This is a genomic window from Cupriavidus pauculus, assembly GCF_022179805.1.
GTDB classification, from domain to species: Bacteria; Pseudomonadota; Gammaproteobacteria; order Burkholderiales; family Burkholderiaceae; genus Cupriavidus; species Cupriavidus pauculus_E.
Map to the genome: position 1 here is coordinate 113207 of NZ_BPUO01000011.1, position 17355 is coordinate 130561.

Annotated in this window: 11 protein-coding genes; 7 read left to right on the forward strand and 4 right to left on the reverse strand. The window is 66.7% G+C overall.

All coding sequences use genetic code 11. The annotated features are described in order from the left end of the window. The first annotated feature begins 92 nt into the window (after nt 1-92). Nucleotides 93-1760 (forward strand): energy-dependent translational throttle protein EttA, encoded by a 1668-nt coding sequence (ettA, locus tag MFF62_RS21995; RefSeq protein WP_238265226.1) that lies wholly within the window; start codon nt 93-95, stop codon nt 1758-1760. Between the two features lie 80 nt (nt 1761-1840). Here ettA and MFF62_RS22000 read toward each other — a convergent pair whose 3' ends face one another. After that, nucleotides 1841-2983, reverse strand: a complete 1143-nt coding sequence (locus MFF62_RS22000; RefSeq protein ID WP_238265227.1) for a metallophosphoesterase — start codon at nt 2981-2983, stop codon at nt 1841-1843. Between the two features lie 211 nt (nt 2984-3194). Between MFF62_RS22000 and MFF62_RS22005 the strand changes: the two genes are divergently transcribed. The 4 genes from MFF62_RS22005 to MFF62_RS22020 all read left to right on the forward strand — a co-directional run bounded on the left by MFF62_RS22005 (nt 3195) and on the right by MFF62_RS22020 (nt 11568). Continuing rightward, entirely contained in the window at nt 3195-5603 is a 2409-nt protein-coding gene (locus tag MFF62_RS22005) for a carbohydrate-binding family V/XII (RefSeq protein ID WP_238265228.1), read from the forward strand. Between the two features lie 118 nt (nt 5604-5721). Then, nucleotides 5722-6945 carry an efflux RND transporter periplasmic adaptor subunit gene (locus tag MFF62_RS22010; protein ID WP_238265229.1) on the forward strand — a complete coding sequence of 408 codons (1224 nt, stop codon included), beginning with the start codon at nt 5722-5724 and terminating at the stop codon, nt 6943-6945. A 13-nt stretch (nt 6946-6958) separates the two neighbouring features. Next, entirely contained in the window at nt 6959-10123 is a 3165-nt protein-coding gene (locus tag MFF62_RS22015; protein WP_238265230.1) for an efflux RND transporter permease subunit, read from the forward strand. Further along, nucleotides 10120-11568 carry an efflux transporter outer membrane subunit gene (locus MFF62_RS22020; RefSeq protein ID WP_238265231.1) on the forward strand — a complete coding sequence of 483 codons (1449 nt, stop codon included), beginning with the start codon at nt 10120-10122 and terminating at the stop codon, nt 11566-11568. The genes MFF62_RS22015 and MFF62_RS22020 overlap by 4 nt, the downstream gene beginning before the upstream one ends. Before the next feature lie 207 nt (nt 11569-11775). Here the strand turns inward: MFF62_RS22020 and MFF62_RS22025 are convergent, their stop codons facing one another. From MFF62_RS22025 to MFF62_RS22035, 3 genes are all read right to left on the reverse strand, one after another. Continuing rightward, nucleotides 11776-13122 (reverse strand): MATE family efflux transporter, encoded by a 1347-nt coding sequence (locus MFF62_RS22025; protein ID WP_404990818.1) that lies wholly within the window; start codon nt 13120-13122, stop codon nt 11776-11778. Nucleotides 13123-13126: 4 nt separating this feature from the next. Then, nucleotides 13127-13639, reverse strand: a complete 513-nt coding sequence (locus tag MFF62_RS22030; protein ID WP_238265233.1) for a winged helix-turn-helix transcriptional regulator — start codon at nt 13637-13639, stop codon at nt 13127-13129. Nucleotides 13640-13714: 75 nt separating this feature from the next. Further along, nucleotides 13715-14635 (reverse strand): LysR family transcriptional regulator, encoded by a 921-nt coding sequence (locus MFF62_RS22035; RefSeq protein WP_238265234.1) that lies wholly within the window; start codon nt 14633-14635, stop codon nt 13715-13717. Between the two features lie 131 nt (nt 14636-14766). Here MFF62_RS22035 and MFF62_RS22040 point away from each other — a divergent pair, with 131 nt between their 5' ends. Continuing rightward, nucleotides 14767-16260: an acyl-CoA synthetase gene (locus MFF62_RS22040; RefSeq protein ID WP_238265235.1), complete on the forward strand. Its 1494-nt coding sequence runs from the start codon at nt 14767-14769 to the stop codon at nt 16258-16260. 58 nt (nt 16261-16318) lie between these two features. Then, nucleotides 16319-17290, forward strand: a complete 972-nt coding sequence (locus MFF62_RS22045; protein WP_238265236.1) for a Bug family tripartite tricarboxylate transporter substrate binding protein — start codon at nt 16319-16321, stop codon at nt 17288-17290. The last annotated feature ends 65 nt before the right edge of the window (nt 17291-17355 follow it).

A 17355-nucleotide genomic window follows, 5' to 3' on the forward strand; every position in this document is an offset into this window, starting at 1 on the left:
GCACCGTTTGCTACACTCCCGCCATTCCCGGAATTCCTCGAATTCCCCGCATTCCAACCGAATCCAACCGAATCCAACCGATCACGCACCCCATGGCACAGTACGTTTTCACCATGAACCGCGTGGGCAAGATCGTTCCGCCCAAGCGTCACATTCTCAAGGACATCTCGCTGTCCTTCTTCCCTGGTGCCAAGATCGGCGTGCTGGGCCTGAACGGCTCGGGCAAGTCCACGCTGCTGAAGATCATGGCCGGTCTCGACAAGGAGATCGAAGGCGAAGCCACGCCGATGCCGAACCTGAACATCGGCTACCTGTCGCAGGAACCGCAGCTCGACCCCGAGCAGACCGTCCGCGAATCGGTGGAAGAGGCACTGGGCGGCGTGTTCGAAGCCCGCAAGAAGCTCGACGAGATCTACGCCGCCTACGCCGAGCCGGACGCCGACTTCGACGCACTGGCTGCTGACCAGGCCAAGTACGAAGCGATCCTGTCCGCCAGCGATGGCAACAACGCCGAGCTGCAACTGGAAATCGCCGCCGACGCGCTGCGCCTGCCGCCGTGGGACGCCAAGATCGGCAACCTGTCCGGTGGTGAAAAGCGCCGTGTGGCGCTGTGCCGCCTGCTGCTGTCGCGCCCCGACATGCTGCTGCTCGACGAACCGACCAACCACCTGGACGCCGAATCGGTGGACTGGCTCGAACAGTTCCTGACGCGCTTCCCGGGCACCGTGGTGGCCGTCACCCACGATCGCTACTTCCTGGACAACGCCGCCGAGTGGATTCTGGAACTGGACCGTGGCCACGGCATTCCCTGGAAGGGCAACTACAGCTCGTGGCTGGAGCAGAAGGAAGACCGCCTGAAGCAGGAAGAGGCCACCGAATCGGCCCGCCAGAAGGCGCTGAACAAGGAACTGGAGTGGGTGCGCCAGAACCCGAAGGGCCGTCAGGCCAAGTCGAAGGCGCGTCTGGCCCGTTTCGACGAACTGAACAGCCAGGAATACCAGAAGCGCAACGAAACCCAGGAAATCTTTATCCCCGTGGGTGAGCGCCTGGGCAACGAAGTCATCGAGTTCGATAACGTCAGCAAGGGCTTTGGCGATCGCATGCTGATCGAGAACCTGAGCTTCAAGGTGCCGCCGGGCGCCATCGTTGGCATCATCGGCCCGAACGGCGCCGGCAAGTCGACCTTCTTCAAGATGCTGACCGGCAAGGAAACGCCGGACAGCGGCGAGATCAAGGTGGGTCCGACCGTGAAGATGGCGTTCGTGGACCAGAGCCGCGACGCGCTGGATGGCAGCAAGACCGTGTTCGAGGAAATCTCGGGCGGGTCGGACATCCTGACCGTGGGCCGCTACGAGACGCCGTCGCGCGCGTACATCGGCCGCTTCAACTTCAAGGGCGGCGACCAGCAGAAGACCGTGGGCACGCTGTCAGGCGGCGAACGCGGCCGTCTGCACATGGCCAAGACGCTGATCGCGGGCGGCAACGTGCTGCTGCTGGACGAACCGTCGAACGACCTCGACGTGGAAACGCTGCGCGCGCTGGAAGACGCACTGCTGGAGTTTGCCGGCTGCGTCATGGTGATCTCCCACGATCGCTGGTTCCTCGACCGTATCGCCACCCACATCCTGGCCTTCGAAGGCGACTCGCACGTGGAGTTCTTCTCCGGTAACTACCAGGAATACGAAGCCGACAAGAAGAAGCGCCTGGGCGAAGAAGCCGCCAAGCCCAAGCGCATCCGCTACAAGCCGATCATGCGCTGATTGGGGGCTTTGCTTTCCTCTCGGTTTTGATTTGCTCCCCTCTCCCGCCTTGCGGGAGAGGGGAGCTGGCTTGAGGTCTTTCACCCCCTCACCAGCCGCACCAACGTAATCTCCGACGGTGCCCCAAACCGCTTCGGCGGTCCCCAGTAGCCCGTTCCGCGGCTCACGTAAATCCACATCCTTTCATGCCGGTTCAGCCCATGCACATAGGGCTGCTGCATCGGCACGAACAGATTCCAAGGCCAGAACTGGCCGCCGTGGGTGTGTCCCGACAACTGCAGGTCGAAGCCCGCCGCCGCGGCGGCCGGTGCCGAGCGGGGCTGGTGCGCGAACAGCACGCGTGCCGCCGCGTGGGCCGGTGCGCCGTGCAGCGCCTTCACCGGATCGCTGCGATGGCTTTCGATAAAGCCGCCGGCCGTGAAATCGGTCACGCCGCCCAGCACCAGCGCATCGTCACCGCGCGCCACCACCACGTGCTCGTTCATCAGCACGCGCAGGCCCAGGCGCGACAATTCCTCGATCCAGGGTTCGGCGCCCGAGTAGTACTCGTGGTTGCCCGTGACCACATACGCACCGTGCGGCGCCGATAGCAGCCCAAACGGCGCCGTATGCTCGGACAACTCGCGCACCGATCCGTCGACCAGGTCGCCGGTGATGGCGATGGCATCGGGCTTGAGGCCGTTCACGCGGTCGACAATACGTTTCAGGTAGGGCGCCTTGATCGTCGGCCCCACGTGGATGTCGCTGATCTGCGCGATCGTGAAGCCCTGGAACGCATCGGGCAGGTCGGCGATCGGTACATCCACTTTTTTCACCTGCGCCAGCCCGCGCGCGTTGAAGTAGCCCATCACCGACACCGCCACCGACAGGCCGACCACGGCCGTCGCGCTGTAGAAGGCCAGGCCGGCGGGCTGCCAGCCGGCCAGCATCGCCACCAGCAGGAAGATGTCGCGCGCCACGGTCAGCACTAGCAACGACGAGAAGAATCCCATTGCCAGCATGCCGATCCAGCTCAGCCGGTCGGCCCAGCCGCCGGCGAGGCGCCGCGCCATCAGGGCGGCGGGAATCAGCAGCGTCGACGTCACCAGCCACAGCACCGCCAGCGTATGCACGGCCATGGGCAGGGGCAGCGCAGGCAGCAGCCGCGCGCCGATATAGGCGTGCAGCAGCGCGACGATGGCGGTGGGAACCAGCAGGGAACGGCGGGAGCGCCTGGTACTCATGGCAGGGGGCGGCAGAGTCGGATTCGAGTGTAGGTGAGGCTGCCCATCGCTGCTTCAAGGCCTGCCTGGATATCGGATGTGCGCCACGTGCCGCTGCGAGCAAAAAATGTGATCTGTCCGTTTTACGGAAGCCTGATGAATGTTTTCGTCGCGCATTGTTGGCGTCAGCGCACTAATTTAGATTCAACCGACGCCTAACGCTGGAGTTTCCATGTCTTTCGCGAAGCCTTCCTGCCTGACCCAGACGCTGATCGCCGTGACCCTGCTTGCCGTCCTGCCGTCCGGGGTGCAGGCGGCGAAACAGCCCACCGAAGCCAGCGCCACGAAGAAACTGGCGACGCTGACCTGGCCGCGCAACTTCGACGTGGCGGGCGAGCATGTGGAGCTGTACCAGCCCGAGATCGAGAAATGGGAAGGCAACCGCCTGTCCGGCCGCGCGGCCGTGGCTATTGGTGCCAAGACCGGCACGCCTACCTATGGCGTGGCGCGCTTCTCGGCGCAGGCCGATATCGACAAGCCGTCGTCGCTGGTGCAACTGACCAATATCCAGATCGACAGCGTCGACATGCCCACGCGGCCCGACGCCGCCGACAAGGTGCGGCAGGCGCTGATCGGCCAGTTGACGACTCCGGGGATGACCGTGCCGCTGGAGGAGCTGCAGGCCAGCTATGCGGTATCGCAGCAACTGGCCAAGGCGGCGCGCGTGCCGGTGAAGAACAATGCGCCGCAGATCCTGTTTGCCACCACGCCCACTGTCATGGTGCATGTGGACGGCGATCCCGCATGGCGCGCGGTGGCCGGCACATCGTACGAACGCGCCATCAACAGCCGCGCGCTGCTGTTGCGCGATGCGGGCGGCGAGCTGTGGCTGCAGGCGGCCGGGTACTGGTATCGCTCGGAGTCGGCTGGCGGCACGTGGGAACCGGTGGCCACGCCCCCGGCGGCGCTGATGGGAGCGGTCAGCAAGATGGCGGCGTCCAAGGACGAACCGAAGCCCGATCCGCTGATGCCCGCCGATGGCAAGAAGCCGCCGCGCGCGCCGTCGGTGCTGATGGCCACGCAGCCGGCCGAACTGATCCAGACCTCGGGCGAGCCGCAGATGAAGCCGGTGGATGGAACCGGGCTGCTGACGATGTCGAACGCCGACCATGCGGTGTTCATTGACCCGTCCAGCAATCAGACCTATGTGCTGATCTCGGGCCGCTGGTTCCGGGCGGCCATGCTCAACGGCCCGTGGGAATACGTGGCGGGCACCCAGTTGCCGGGCGACTTCGCCAAGATCTCGCCGAACGATCCGAAGGCGAATGTGCTGGTGTCGGTGCCTGGCACGCCCCAGGCGCGCGAAGCCGAGATCGCGGCGACGATTCCGCAGACGGCCTCGGTGTCGCGCAGCAAGGCCGTGGCAGCGGTGACCTATGACGGCCCGCCGAAGTTCGAGTCGGTCACGGGCACGTCGCTGCGCTACGCGGTCAACACCGGCACGCCTGTGATCGAGGTCGACCCTTCGCACTACTACGCCGTGGTCAATGGCGTCTGGTTCACGGCCAACGTGGCAGGTGGCCCGTGGCAGGTGGCCACCGAGGTACCGTCGGCCATCTACACGATTCCGCCCAGCTCTCCGCTGTACTACGTGACCTATGTCCGCATCTACTCGGTCACGCCCACGACCGTGGTGGTGGGCTATACGCCGGGCTACCTCGGCGTGGTGGTCAACCCGGACGGTACCGTGGTCTACGGCACGGGCTACGTCTATCCGCCGTACGTTGGCACCTATTACTACGGCTATCCGGTGACGTACGGCTACGGCGCCGGGTTTGGCATCGGCGTGGCCGAAGGGTTCGCGTTCGGCTTCGCGGCCGGGGCCATCTGGGGCTCGGCCGTGCCGTACTGGGGGCCTTACTGGTATGGCGGCGGTAGCTTCGTCAACATCAACCAGGCCAACTTCTACGGGCGCTGGGGGCAGGGCACGGTGACCCATGCCGAAGGCTGGAATGCCTGGACGGGCACCCAGTGGCGCGGCACGGCCGGCTCCGGCTACAACGCCGCCACGGGGGCGCGCTACCAGGGCAGCCAGGGCGCGGCGTTCAACCCGTATTCGGGCAACTATGCGGCCGGGCGGCAGGGATCGTTTTCCAATCCGTCCACGGGGCGCGAAGGCGCCGCGCGTGGCGGCGTGGCTGGCAACGAGTACACGGGCAACTACGCGGCTGGCCGGCAGGCGGCCGGCTACAACGCGCAGACGGGGCGCGTGGGCGCCGCCGAGGCAGGTATCGCGGGCAATACGCAGACCGGGCAGTACGCGGCCGGCAGCCGGGGCTTTGTCGCCAATCCGAACAAGGACAACGCGGTGGCCTGGAACAACGGCAATGTCTACGCGGGCCACGACGGCAATGTGTACCAGCACACCGACAACGGCTGGCAGAAGCACACTACCAATGGCTGGGAGCCCGTGCAGCAGAACGCCGAGATGCAAGGCCGGCTGGACCAGCAGCGCCAGGCGCGCGATATGGGCCAGCAGCGGTTCAACAGCGCGGCTGCACAGCAGTGGCAGGGCAGGTTCGCAGGGGGCGGCGGGCGGTTTGGCGGCGGAGGCGGGCATTTCCACGGATTCCGCCGGTAGGCGGTTACCCACGAAATCGCTTAACGGCCCAAATAAAACTTTCAGTGGCCGCAGCATCTGCACACACTTAACCTGCCGCATACAAGGGCGCGGAGCGCCTGTTCGCCAGGGAGCGGCAATGACGCGGGCAGTTCGAATGGCGCGTGCGCGCCGGTTTGCAGGTGGAGTCGCGACAATTGTTCTGCTGGCCGCCTGTGGCAAGTCCGAGCTGCCTGCGGCGGCGCAGCAGGCCGTGCCCGTGCAGGTCTTCAAGACCCGCGCGCAGGACCTGCCGGTGACATTCGACTTCGTCGGCCAGACGCAGAGCGACCAGGCGGTGGATATCCGCGCACGCGTGGCGGGCTTCCTCATCAAGCGCAACTACACCGAAGGCGCGGTGGTCAAGAACGACCAGTTGCTGTTCGAGATCGACCACAAGCCATTCCAGGCCCAGCTCGACGCCGCCCGGGCGCAGCTCCAGCAGCAGAAGGCGCGGCTGGAAGTTGCGCGGTCAAACCTGGCGCGCGTGAAACCGCTGGCGGAGCGCAACGCGCTGTCTCAGAAGGATCTCGACGACGCCACCGGAAACTTCCATGAAGCGGCGGCAGGCGTGGAACAGGCCACGGCCGAGGTGGAAACCCAGCAGCTGAACCTTTCGTACACCTATGTGCGGTCGCCCGTGGACGGCGTGTCCAGCTTCGCGGTACTGCCCGAAGGCGCCTACGTCAGCACCACCAACAGCCTGCTGACCACGGTGTCCACGCTGCAGCCCATGCGGATCAACTTCAGCGTGTCGGAGCCGCAGACGCTGCAGTTCCGCGCCCAGCGGCTGGACAAGTCGCTGGTGGTGCCCGATGACCAGCACTACACGGTGACGGTGGTCATGGCCGATGGCAGCGAGTATCCGCAGAAAGGCCGTATTACCTTTGCCGATGCCACCTACAACCAGCAGACTGGCACCTTCCTGGTTCGCGCGCTGATGCCGAATCCCGATGGCGTGCTGCGGCCCGGCCAGTTCGTGCGCGTGCTGGTGGACGGCGCGCGGCGCCCCGGCGCCATCGTGGTGCCGCAGCGCGCGGTGATGCACGGCCCGAAGGGCGACGTCGTGTTCGTGGTCGACAAGGACAACAAGGCGATGCCGCGCCCGGTGATGGTGGGCGAGCTGTCCGGGTCGATGTGGCGCATCGCCAAGGGGCTGCAGCCCGATGAGGTGGTGGTGGTGGATGGCGCAGGCAAGCTCACCGAGGGCGCGCCGGTCAAGATCACCGGCGAGGCGCCGCTGGCGGCGGTGGGCGAGGGCAGCCGGCCGGCCACGCCGGCTTCGGCGCCCACGGCGGCATCGGCCCCGGCCGCGAAGCCCTGACCGGAGACCCGCCATGTTCTCCGCCTTCTTCGTCAATCGGCCGATCTTCGCGATGGTCGTGTCGCTGATCATCGTCATTGGAGGCGGCGTGGCCATGTTCGCGCTGCCCATCGCCCAGTACCCCGACATCACGCCGCCCCAGGTGACGGTCAGCGCCACGTACGCGGGCGCCGACTCCGACACCGTGGCCCAGACCGTGGCCGCGCCAATCGAAACCCAGGTCAACGGCGCGGACAACATGATCTACATGCAGTCCACGTCGTCGCCCACGGGGTCGATGACGCTGAACGTCTACTTCGACATCGGCACCGATCCGGACACCGCACAGGTGCAGGTGCAGAACCGCGTGAACCTGGCCCTGCCACAACTGCCCGACACCGTGCAGAAGACCGGCATCAACGTGCAGAAGCGGTCGTCGAGCTTCCTGCTGCTGATTGCCGTGTACTCGCCCGATGGCCGCTTCGACCAGCAGTACATCAACAATTACGCCAACCTGTATGTGCTGGATGCCATTAAGCGCGTGAACGGCGCCAACCAGGCGCAAATCATGGGCTCGGCAGACCTGGCCATGCGTATCTGGCTGCGCCCGGACCGCATGGCGGCACTGGGCATCACGGCGCAGGACGTGCAGCGCGCCGTACAGAACCAGAACGAGCAGTTCGGCGCCGGCAGCGTCGGCCAGGCGCCGAACGCCAAGCCGGTGGAGCTGTCGTTCCCGCTGGTCACGCCGGGCCGGCTGACCACGCCCAAGCAGTTCGAGGACATCATCCTGCGCGCCGACAGCCAGGGCGCGGCCATCGTGCGGCTGCGCGACGTGGGCCGCGCCGAAGTGGGTCAGCAGCAGTACACGCTGCGCTCGTCGTTGAACAGCAAGCCGGCGACGATCATCGCCGTCTACCAGCAGCCGGGCTCCAACGCGATCCAGGTGGCCAAGGACGTGAAGAAGACGCTCGACGAGATGGCCAAGTCGTTCCCTGCTGGCATCGCGTACAAGGTGTCGCTCGACACCACCGAGTTCGTCAGCGCGTCCATCGAGGAAGTGGTGCATACGCTGGTGGAGGCGGTGATCCTGGTGGTGCTGGTGGTGTTCATCTTCCTGCAGAACTTCCGCGCCACGGTGATTCCGGTGCTGGCCGTGTTCGTGTCGATCATCGGCACCTTCGCAGGGCTGCTGGCGCTGGGATTTTCGATCAACCTGCTCACGCTGTTCGCGCTGGTGCTGGCCATCGGCATCGTGGTGGATGACGCCATCGTGGTGGTGGAAAACGTCGAGCGCAACATGGCGGAGTTTAAGCTGTCGCCACGCGACGCCACGTTGCGCGCCATGAACGAAGTGACCGGCCCGGTCGTCGCCATCGTGCTGGTGCTGTCGGCGGTGTTCATTCCGGTGGCGTTTGTTTCTGGCACCACGGGCCAGCTCTACCGGCAGTTCGCGCTGACCATCGTCGTGTCGGTGGTGATCTCGGGCTTCTGCGCATTGACGCTGTCGCCGGCGCTGGCGGCCATGATCCTGAAGCCAGGGCACCACACGCCGTGGCGCGGCTTTGTCTGGTTCAACGAACGTTTCGACTGGATCGTGCATCACTACGGCAACTGGGTGCGCGGCTTCATGCGCCGCAGCGTGCTGGCCCTGGGGCTGTTCGCGATCATGATCGTGGCGGTGTGGCAGATGTTCTCGCGCATTCCCACAGCATTCGTGCCGGCCGAGGACCAGGGCTATATCCTGGTGGCCGTGATCATGCCGGACTCCGCCAGCCTGGACCGCACCGAGAAGGTGACCGAGCAGGTGGCGGCGATGTTCCGCCAGCATCCGGCCGTGGAGGATGCGTCGGCGCTGTCCGGCTACAGCTTTATCGACAGCCAGTACAAGACCAACGCGGGCACCGTGTTCGTGGGCATGAAGAGTTTCAAGAAGCGCGACTCGGCGGACCTAGGCGTGCCCGCGATGCTGCACGAGATGACGCCGAAGCTGCGCGCCATTTCAGAGGCCATCATCATCCCGGTGAACCCGCCGTCGATCCCGGGGCTGGGGTCGCAGGGCGGCTTCGAGTTCTGGATCCAGAACCGGGGCACCGGTACCACGGCCGAGCTGGAAGGCGTGACGCGCAATTTCATCAAGGCCGCGGCGAGCCATCACGAGCTGGGGCGGCTGACCAGCACCATCCAGTCGGCATCGCGCCAGATGCGCGTGGAGGTGGACAAGGAGAAGGCCGAAACCATGGGCGTGCCGATCTCTGACGTGTACGGCACGCTGCAGACCCAGTTCGGGTCGCTCTACATCAGCCAGTTCTCGCAATACAGCCGTGTGTGGCAGGTGATCCTGCAGGCGGAGCCGCAATACCGGGGCACGCCGAACGACCTGGAATACCTGTACGTGCGCGGGCGTGACGACAAGATGGTGCCGGTGTCGGGTCTGCTGCTGAACCGCTACGCCAGCGGTCCGGACCTGCTATCGCGCTTCAACAACTTCCCGGCCGCCAAGATCACTGGCGATGCCGCGCCGGGGTTCAGCTCGGGCCAGGCGCTGGCCGCCATGGAGGCCGTGGCGCGTGAAACCCTACCCGCCAGCTACAGCTTTGCGTGGAGCGGCGAGGCGTTCGAGCAGAAGAAGTCGGGCAATACCACCACCATCGTGTTCGTGTTCGGCATCGTCATGGTGTTCCTGATCCTGGCGGCGCAGTACGAGTCGTGGTCGCTGCCGATGTCGATCCTGACGGCGGTGCCGTTCGGCATCTTCGGCGCGCTGCTGGCCATTCTGCTACGCGGCTTGTCGAACGACGTGTACTTCCAGATCGGGTTGGTGACGCTGATCGGGCTGGCGGCCAAGAACGCCATCCTGATCGTCGAGTTCGCGGTGATGAAGCACCAGGAAGGGTTGTCGCACGCCGACGCGGCCGTGGAGGCCGCCAAGCTGCGGCTGCGGCCCATCGTGATGACGTCGCTGGCGTTCATCCTGGGCGCGGTGCCGCTGTTCATCGCGTCGGGCGCGGGCTCGAACTCGCGCCATTCCATCGGCACCGGCATCATCGGCGGCATGATAGCCGCCACCACGCTGGCGCTGCTGTTCGTGCCGCTGTTCTCGTGGATGGTCGGCACGGCATCGGACAAGTGGGCCGCGCGCAAGGGCAAGCCGGCTCCCGAGGCCACCGCCACACCGCCCGCTGGAGAACCGTCATGAAACGTACCTGCCGCTGCGTGGTGCTGGCCCTGGGTGCGGGCCTGATGTCAGCCTGTGCCATCGGCCCCAACTACCAGCGCCCTGAGGTGGCAGAGCCGCAGGCGTACCGCATCGACACCGGTCTGCTGACCGTGGCGGCCGACAGCGACTGGTGGAACAGCTTCAACGACCCGGTGCTGACCGCGATGGTGGAGACGGCGCTGCGCAACAACTACGACGCCCGCATCGCGTCGGCCCGGATCGAGGAATTCCGCGCCCAGCTCATGGTGGCGCGCTCGGGCTTCTATCCGCAGCTCAACGCCACGGCATCGGCGGCGCGGCAGAAGAGCGGCGGGTTCAATGGCACGGCCTTCCAGTCGTTCGGCGCACCGCGCAATTCGTACGAGGCGCTGCTCAACGCGAGCTGGGAAATCGACCTCTGGGGCCGCATCCGCCGCCAGGCCGAGTCCGCCGAGGCCGACCTGTGGAATGCCGAATACACGCGGCGCGGCGTGGTGCTGTCGCTGGCCGCGTCGGTGGTGCAGGGCTACGCCACGCTACGCGGGCTCGACGCGCAGTTGGCCGTGGCGCAAGACACGCTGACCACGCGCGGGCAGGCGCTGGACATCTTCCGGCAACGCTACGAGGGCGGCGTGATCTCGCAGGTCGAGCTCGCGCAATCGGAAAACGACTACTACTCCGCCGAGGCCACGATCCCGACGCTGCGGTCGTCGATCGCCCAGGCCGAGAACGCGCTGTCGCTGCTGCTAGGCCGCGAGCCCGGCCCGATCGAGCGCGGCAAGGCCGTGGCCGACCTGCAGGCACCGGCGATAGGCGCCGACTTGCCCGCCGCATTGCTGGCGCGCCGGCCCGACGTGCTGCAGGCCGAGCAACAAGCCGTGGCCGCCAACGCGCAAGTGGGTGCCGCGCTGGCGCTGTTCCTGCCATCGGTCAACCTGTCGGGATTCTTTGGCGCGCTGGCTACGTCGCCGGGCGCGCTGTGGCACAGCGCCTCGCAGATCTGGGGCTTTGGCGCCAACCTGACCCAGCCCATATTCCAGGGCGGCGCGATCCGCGGGCAGGTCAATGCGGCCGAGGCGGTGAGCAGCCAGGCGATGCTGGGCTACCAGTCCAGCGTGCTCAACGCGCTGGCCGATGTGAATACATCGCTGTCCAACGGCATCGAGACACGCAACCGGCTGGTCAGCCTGCGCAAGCAGGAGCAGAGCCTGACGATCTACGCCGACCAGGCCAATGCGCGTTACGAAGGTGGTTATTCCAGCTATCTCGAAGTGACAGATGCCCGGCAGAAGCTATTCACGGTGCAACTGGCGGCGATTCAGGGACAGGTCGACGTGCTGACCAGTGCGGCCGGGCTGTACAAGTCGCTAGGGGGAGGGTGGTCGGCAATGCCGACGGAGGTGCGGGATGCGGGGTTGATCGGCGAGGCAAAGGCGACTCGGTAGCGGTTGTTTTCTCCCATCCCGCGTCGCCTTCGCTCCCCTCTCCCGCACGGCGGGAGAGGGGTTGGGGGTGAGGGCAAAGCGTATCGTGCTTGACCAGCTTGTTTAGTACTTCAGACGCCAGCCCTCACCCCCGCCCCTCTCCCAGAGGGAGAGGGGAGCAACCATCAGCAATCAGCAACGAGCAACCACTGCAGCCATCGGCGTAGCTCAACGCGCCGACCATTCCCCCTTCCGCACCCCGACCGCCGTCACCAGCCCATACGCCGTAATACCCAGCGCTACGCCCAGGAAATGGCCGTCCAGCCCCATCCCGGCCACATTGGCCAGCACCCACCCGCCGCCAGCAGCCAGCGCGATGCGGCTCAGGCCGGCCACGATCGGCCAGCGCATCCGGGCTGCGCCGAGCGACGCGAAGTACAGCGCCATCCCCAGTCCAAATCCACCAAACGCCGGCCCCACCCATGACAGCGCGCGCGCCGCGATGGCCGCCACTTCCACGTCCTTGGTGAACAGCGCGGCGAACTGCGCCGGCGCCAGGCCCACTGCCGCGCCAACGCTACCCGCCAGCAGCAGCGCCAGCAGCGCGCCAACCCACGCCGTCCGGCGCGCCGTGTGCCAGTCACCGGCACCGACCGAGCGACCCACCAACGCGGTCAGCGCCGAGCCGACGCCAAACGCCAGCGGAATCATCAGGAATTCCAGCCGTGCCGAAATGCCATAGGCCGCCACGGCCGTGGTGCCGTAGTGACGCAACTGCGCCGTGACCAGGATCGTGGTCAGGTTGGCGACCGACGCCAACGCGCACGCGATCAGGCCCACCGCCAGGATGCGCTGGAACAGCGCACCGCGCAGCTTCACGCGCAGCGTCGGCACAAAGCCCGCGCCGCCGCGCAGCACCACCCACGCCATCATTAGCGCCGCCGCCCACGAAGCCACCGCCAGCCCCGCGCCGATGCCGGCCAGGCCCATGCCGAATTCCTCGGTAAACCACCACGCCAGAATCGGGAAGGCGATCCACATGCCGGCCAGCACGCGCGCGGCCAGCGCATGGCGGCCGCCGCCGCGCAGCACCGATGCCAGCGTATTGGCCAGCCACGCCGGCACCGCGCCCGCGCCGAACAGCCAGATCGCATAGGTTGCCGCCGCCTCGGCCGCCGTGGGGCCTGCCACCGCGCCGAACACTTCGCGCGGAAAACCGGCCAGCGCAATCGCAAAGGCCAGGCCCGCCGTGATGGCGATGATCACCGCGTGCATGACCAGCGACGATGCATCCTCACGCTTGCCGGCCCCCAGTGCGCGGGCGATGGCGGATACCACGCCGCCGCCCATCGCACCGGCCGACATCTGCTGCAGCAGCAGCGCGAACGGCAGCACCACGGCCCAGCCGGCCAGCGCCTCGGTGCCCTGCCGCGCCGCCAGCCAGGTCTCGATCAGTTGAGAACCAGCCTGGAGGAAGGCCACCAGGCTGGTCGGCGCCGCCAGCACGGCAATGCGCCGGGCGATCTCGGTGCTGGATACGGGTTCGGTAGCCGGGGCAGCACCCCCCAGCGTCATCGCATCAGGCTTGCTCATCGACGGCCTCCGTGACGGGCTGATCGCCAAAGCGCTCGCGCAGATACCGGCCGGCACCGGGGCCGGGCCGCACGCGCAGGTCGTCGGCGCCAATCGTGCTGCCATCGGCGCGGGTCAGGCGCCCGGCGATGATCTCCTTGCCGTCGCGCTTGTCTTCCAGCACGGTCAGCGGACCCTTGTCGTCGGCCAGCCAGCGGTCTGCCCAGGCCTTGAGCGACACATAGACAGGAAAGAAGTCGCGCCCCATCTCGGTCAACTGGTACACCTGCCGCGCGCCGCCACCCGGCGCCGGCACTTTTTCCAGCAGCCCATGCTCGACCAGCGTCTTGAGCCGCGCGCTAAGAATGTTCGGGGCAATGCCCAGGTGCTTCTCGAATTCATCGAAGCGGGTGCTGCCGTAATACACCTCCCGCATCAGCAGGATGGCCCACCGCTCACCCAGCATGGCCATCGAACGGGCCACCGGGCACGGCATGTTGGCAAAGTCCGTATGTGCCATCGTCTCCTCTTTTTACTTTTAATATGCAAGTAAGGAGGATGATAGCTTGCGATTTGCAAGTTAGTGAGGGAATTTTTAGGCGGCGGCGAACACGGGCAGCCCCGCCACCGCCTCCCGCAAGAACCCGATCAGCGCCCGAGTCGCCATCGACAGATGCGGATTTGGCGTGGTGATGATGTAGAGCCGGTTGCCCAGCCCTTCGGGCGTCCAGTCCGGCAGCACCGGCACCAGCGTTCCGCGCCGCACGTCGTCCCAGCCCATGTACACCGGCAGCAGGCTGATGCCGTGGCCCTGGCGCACCGCGTTCATCAGGAACGGGAAATGTTCGGATTGCAGGTAGGGCGTGATCTCCACGTCATGCCGTTCCGGGCCGCACGCGGAATCGCGTCCCAGCGTCAGCAGGAAACGTCTCGACGTGTAGGGCGGGCAAAGGAAGCGGCACTCGGTCAGGTCCGACGGCTTTTGCAGCGGCGCCACGCGCGCCAGGTATTCGGGCGATGCGCACAGTTGCCAGCGGATGGCGCAGACTTCGCGCGCCACGGTGTCCAGCGGCGGCAGCGACGTCACCTTCAGCGCCACGTCGATCTCGGCGGCAATCAGGTCGGTGACGCGGTTGGCAAAGAACACGCGTAGCGAGATGCCGGGATGCAGTTCGGCAAAGCGCAGCAGCAGCGGGGCGATGAATGCGTCGCCCAGGCCGGTGGGCACGCTCACGCGCACGTGGCCGCGCAGCGTCTTGCCCAGGCTGTCTATCTCGGCCTGTGCCGCCGCCATCTCCTGCAGCATGCGCAGGCCGTGCTCGTAGAGCGACTGGCCGGCGTCGGTCATCTCCAGCCGGCGCGTGGTCCGGCGCAGCAGCATGGCGCCGGCCTGTTCCTCCAGTTGCCCAAGCTGGCGGCTGATGTGCGAGCGGGTGACGCCGCGCCGGCGTCCGGCCTCGGCCAGATTGCCCGCCTCGACGATATCCACGAAGGCCTGAACGAGATTGAGGTCCATGCGACGATTCTGAAAGCAGTGTCAAGTTTGACGCAACATTCTGATTCGGTTCGATGGGATTGTCGACGGGCGAGAGCATCGCTACAGTGGCCAGTCATACGTGAAGAAGTCGCAAGACTAGGAGACACCGCATGGCCGCAGACCTCTGGTTCGAATCGCTGCATCGCCCTGGCGCCGAGGTACAGGACCGCGGCACGCGGCTGGCCGGGGGCCTGAGGCGGCTTGAACTGGCCGAGGGCGGCGTGGTGGCCGTGCTGCTGCGCAACGATCCGGTGTTTGCCGACGTGGTTTTCGCGTGCCGCACGGCCGGCACCTACTACTGCCCGGTCAACTGGCACTTCACGGCCGAGGAAGTGCGCTTCCTGCTGCAGGACAGCGGCGCGCGCGTGCTGATCGTCCATGCGGACCTGCTACCCGCCGTGCAGGCGGTGCTGCCTGCTGGAATGGTCGTGCTGTGCGTGGGAGGCACTGATCCGGACGCCATTGACTACGAGCCGTGGCTGGCCGCGCAGGCGCCGTACGACGGCCCGCGTGTGGCGCCGCGCGGACACCTGGCCTATACCTCCGGCACCACGGGCCGGCCCAAGGGCGTGTTGCGCCAGCCGGTGCCGCTGGACCAGCTGGAAGACCAGCAAACGCGGCTGCGCTCGCTGGTGAAGCAGGCCATCGGCATCGTGCCTGGCTGCCGCGCGCTGATGTCGGCGCCGCTCTATCACAGCGCGCCGAGCGTGTTCGTGCAGAACGCGCTGCAGATGGCCGAGCGGCTGGTGCTGGCGCCGCGCTTCGATGCCGAGCAGGTGCTGGCGCTGGTGGAAAAGCACCGCATCGACGTGCTGTACCTGGTGCCGATCATGTACGTGCGGCTGCTGAAGCTGCCGCCTGAAGTGCGCGCGCGTTATGACCTGTCGTCGATCCGCTTTGTCGCGTCGACTGGCTCGCCGTGCGCGCCCGAGGTCAAGCGGGCGATGCTCGACTGGCTGGGTCCCGTCATCCACGAGACCTATGCGTCGAGCGAGGCCGGCATGATCACGGTGGCCACGCCCCGGGACGCCGCCGAGCGGCCCGGCACGGCCGGGCGGGCGGTGGACGACGGCAGCGTGCGCATCATCAGCGAGGACGGCAAGCCATGCGCCGCGGGCGAAGTGGGTCTGATCTACGTGCGCCAGCCCGCGTATCCCGATTTCACATACCTGAACAACGACGCGGCACGGCAGGCCATCGATATCGACGGCCGGGTCACGCTGGGCGACATGGGCTACCTGGATGCCGACGGCTACCTGTTCATCTGCGACCGCGCATCGGACATGGTGATTTCGGGCGGCGTGAACATCTACCCGGCCGAGATCGAGCACGAACTGGTGCAGCACCCGGAGGTGGCCGACTGCGTGGTGTTCGGCGTGCCGGACGACGAATATGGCGAGCGGCTGTACGGCGTGGTGCAGCCGGTGGCGGGTGCCAGCCCGGAGCCGGAGGCCGTGATCGAATGGCTGCGCGGGCGCGTGTCGGGCTTCAAGGTGCCGCGCACGATCGAGGTCGTGGCCCAGTTGCCGCGCGACGAGACCGGCAAGCTGGCCAAGCGCCGGCTGCGCGACCAGCACTGGGCGGGCCGGCAGCGACGGGTCTGACGGCGCGCAGCGCCGAAGCAAACGACAAGAAGACAAGAAGGCAAGAAAGGAGACAACCATGCAACGCAGGACTGCAATCATCGCCGCCGCGGCGCTCGGGCTGGCAACACTGGCCGCGCCGGCGCTGGCCGCCTATCCCGACCGGCCCATCAAGCTGGTGGTGCCGTACACGCCGGGCGGCTCGACCGACCAGTTCGGCCGGGCCATGGCCGAGGGCATGGCGCGCGAACTGAAGCAGGCTGTGGTGGTGGAAAACCGCCCCGGCGCCAACACGATGGTGGGCACGCAGGGCGTGGCACGCGCGCAGCCGGACGGCTACACGATCCTGATGGGCAGCAGCGCGAGCATGGTGCTGAACCCGATGCTCTACAAGAAGACCGGCTACGACCCGAAGGATTTCAAGGTCATCCTGATCGGCATCGAGGTGCCGCTGGTGGTGGTCACGAACACCCAGGTGCCGGCCAACAACATCAAGGACTTTGCCGCCTACGCCAAGGCGGCCGGCGGCAAGCTCAACTACGCGTCGGTGGGTCTGGGCAATCCGCTGCAACTGGCCAGTGAGATGCTGAAGTCGGAACTGGGCATCGAGATGACGCACGTGCCGTATAACGGCAGCGCACCGGCATTGGGGTCGTTGCTGGCCAACGACACGCAGATGATGGTCGACGTGGTCAGTACCTCGCTGCCCCATATCAAGGCCGGCAAGCTCAAGGCGCTGGCCGTGACTTCACGCTCGCGCCTGGAGGTGCTGCCCAACGTGCCGACCGTAGCGGAGAGCGGCTTCCCGAACTTCCACGCCGCCACGTGGTTCGGCCTGGCCGTGCCGGCGCAGACGCCGCCGGATGCCGTGGCCAAGCTGCAGGCCGCTGCATCGCACGTGCTGACCGAGACGGCGTTCCGCAACACGTTTGGTGCGCTTGGCCTGATCGTTCAGCAGCCGCGCACGCAGGCCGAGATCGACCGCTACGTGAGCGCCGATCGCGACAACTGGGGCAAGGTGATTCGCGCCAACAGCATCAGTCTCGACTGAATCCACACGCGGGGGCGCGGGTCGCGGGCGTATAGTTGAGGGCGTTTTTACACGCCCCCGAGCTG